The sequence below is a fragment of the Streptomyces sp. genome, from assembly GCF_050698815.1.
Classification (GTDB): Bacteria; Actinomycetota; Actinomycetes; order Streptomycetales; family Streptomycetaceae; genus Streptomyces.
In genome coordinates this window covers 1-2,297 of sequence record NZ_JBOHCV010000320.1, presented here as the reverse complement: position 1 = coordinate 2,297, position 2,297 = coordinate 1, and the positions used below count along the sequence as shown (strand labels likewise).

At 70.0% G+C, this 2,297-nt stretch carries 2 protein-coding genes; both read left to right on the top strand.

Annotated elements, in window-relative coordinates; all coding sequences use genetic code 11:
• The first annotated feature begins 246 nt into the window (after positions 1 to 246).
• The gene (locus ACRDP3_RS11715; RefSeq protein ID WP_431516827.1) at positions 247 to 1,278 is read left to right on the top strand and encodes an NlpC/P60 family protein; all 1,032 of its coding nucleotides are present in this window, start codon (positions 247 to 249) and stop codon (positions 1,276 to 1,278) included.
• A gap of 397 nt (positions 1,279 to 1,675) precedes the next feature.
• Positions 1,676 to 2,297 (top strand): coiled-coil domain-containing protein (locus tag ACRDP3_RS11710; protein ID WP_431516826.1); only part of this gene is annotated, 622 nt, incomplete at its 3' end.

Below are 2,297 nucleotides of genomic sequence, written 5' to 3'. Positions count from 1 at the left end.
TCCCTGTGTGACTCCTTCATCGCTCCCTGTGCGAGCTGAGTAAAGAATCTGCTTGTGTGACGGGTTTTTTCCCAGAGTGATTTGATCCCACGATTACCCATGGCTAATGTCTGGCCCCGAACCCTCCGCGAGGTTGACCGTCCATCCGGGACGGCAGCGGAGGACCGCCTCGTTCCACTGAGCCCCCGCGAAGTGGAGCCGGAGTGTCAGTCCGGCAGGCGGCTCAGGAAGAAGGAGCTCGCCCCAGTGGCGTCCCACCGTCGTCCCAAGCAGCCCAGCCGTACTCGCCGCGTATCCGTGCTCACGGCAACCGCCGCGGCGGCGGTCGCCCTCACCACGCAGGCGGCACAAGCCGAACCCAAGGCCTCCGAGAAGGAGGTCAAGGAGAAGGTCGACAAGCTCTACGAGGACGCCGAGGCGGCAACCGAGAAGTTCAACGGCGCCAAGGAGAAGCAGAGCAAGCTGAACAAGGAGGTCGGCAACCTCCAGGACAGCGTGGCGCGCGGGCAGGACGACCTCAACGACATGCGCAACGGCCTGGGTTCGATGGCCACCGCGCAGTACCGCACCGGCGGTGTGGACCCGTCCGTGCAGCTCTTCCTCTCCTCGGACCCGGACAGCTACCTCGACAAGGCCTCCACGCTCGACCAGTTGAGCACCAAGCAGGCCGAGGCGCTGAAGAAGATCCAGAGCAAGCAGCGCAACCTGGCGCAGCAGCGCAAGGAAGCCGCGGACAAGCTGGACGACCTCGCCGACACCCGCAAGGAACTCGGCGAGAAGAAGAAGAAGATCCAGGGCAAGCTCTCCGATGCCCGTTCGCTGCTCAACTCCCTGACGGCGGACGAACGCGCGAAGCTCGCCGCCGAGCAGGCGCGCGCCGACCGCGCCGCCAGTTCGCGCGCGGATCTCGGTGGCGACGCCTCGGCCTCTCAGCGGGCCGGCGCGGCGTTCTCCGCCGCCAAGACCAAGATCGGTTCGCCGTACGTGTGGGGCGCGACCGGCCCCAGCTCCTTCGACTGCTCCGGGCTCACCTCCTGGGCGTACAACCAGGCCGGCGTCTCCCTGCCCCGTACCTCCCAGGCCCAGGCCAACGCCGGCACCCGCATCGGCAAGGGCCAACTCGCCCCCGGCGACCTGGTGCTCTTCTACAACGACCTGCACCACATCGGCCTCTACGCGGGCAACGGGCAGATTCTGCACGCCCCCAAGCCGGGTGCCAATGTGCGCTTCGAGTCGATCAACAACATGCCGTTCATGTTCGGCGTGCGGATCGGCTGACGGCCGCCGGCCGGCCAGCCAGCCAGCCAGGCCGGCACGATCACGGACAGCGACAGACCCCGCGGGTGTCGTCACAGAATCCGGCCCGGCATCATCCGTCCGGGTGACAGTGAACGAGCCGTACTGACTTACGACCCCGCCGGTGACCTGCGTCATCGGCGGGGTCGCTGCGGTTCGTACGACTTCCGCGCGGTGCGCGGCGCGTGGACCGTCCGTAGCGGTGCGGCTAGATTCGCCGGGCACTTCGCCTAGCGGAAGGAGCGAGTCCGCAGTGGTCTCGCACTCTCATCGACAACCCGCCCCGCAGGGCCGGAAGCGGCCTGCCCGAGTCGCCGTGCTGACGGCGGTCGCGGGGGCGGCTGCCGCGTTGTCTCCGGCGTCTCCGGCGTCTCCGGCGGTGGCCGAGCCCGGCGACGGCCCCGGAGGCGCTTCGCCGTCGGCGGCCGGCTCCCGTATCGACCGGCTGTATGAGCAGGCAGAGGTGGCCACGCAGAAGTACGACGCGGCCAAGGAGCGCATCGGTGAGCTCCACGAGCAGGTCGGGCACGCCCAGGAGCGGGCCGCCCGAGGTCAGGCGAAGGTCAACCGGCTGCGGTCGGGGCTCGCTTCGGCCGCGGGCGCGCAGTACCGCTCGGGCGGCCTGGATCCGGCCCTCGCGCTGATGCTCTCCGAGGACGCCGACGGCTATCTCGACAAGGCCGCCACCCTCGACCGCATCGGCAGCCGGCAGCAGGACAGGCTCGGCCGGCTCAAGGACGCCCAGCGCGCGTTGGGGCAGCAGCGGACGGAGGCGGGCGCGAAGCTCGCCCAGCTGGAGCGGCAGCGCACGGAGCTGAAGCGGCAGAAGAAGACGGTGCTGAAGAAGCTGGCCACCGCACGGCGGCTGCTCGGCGGGCTCTCACCGGCCGAGCGGGCCGAGCTGGAGCGGGCCTCGCGCGGCGGCAGGGACGCCGGTTCACTCGTGACGGGCGGCGAACGGGCGTCCTCCACCCGCGCCGCCGCGGCCGTCGCCGCGGTCC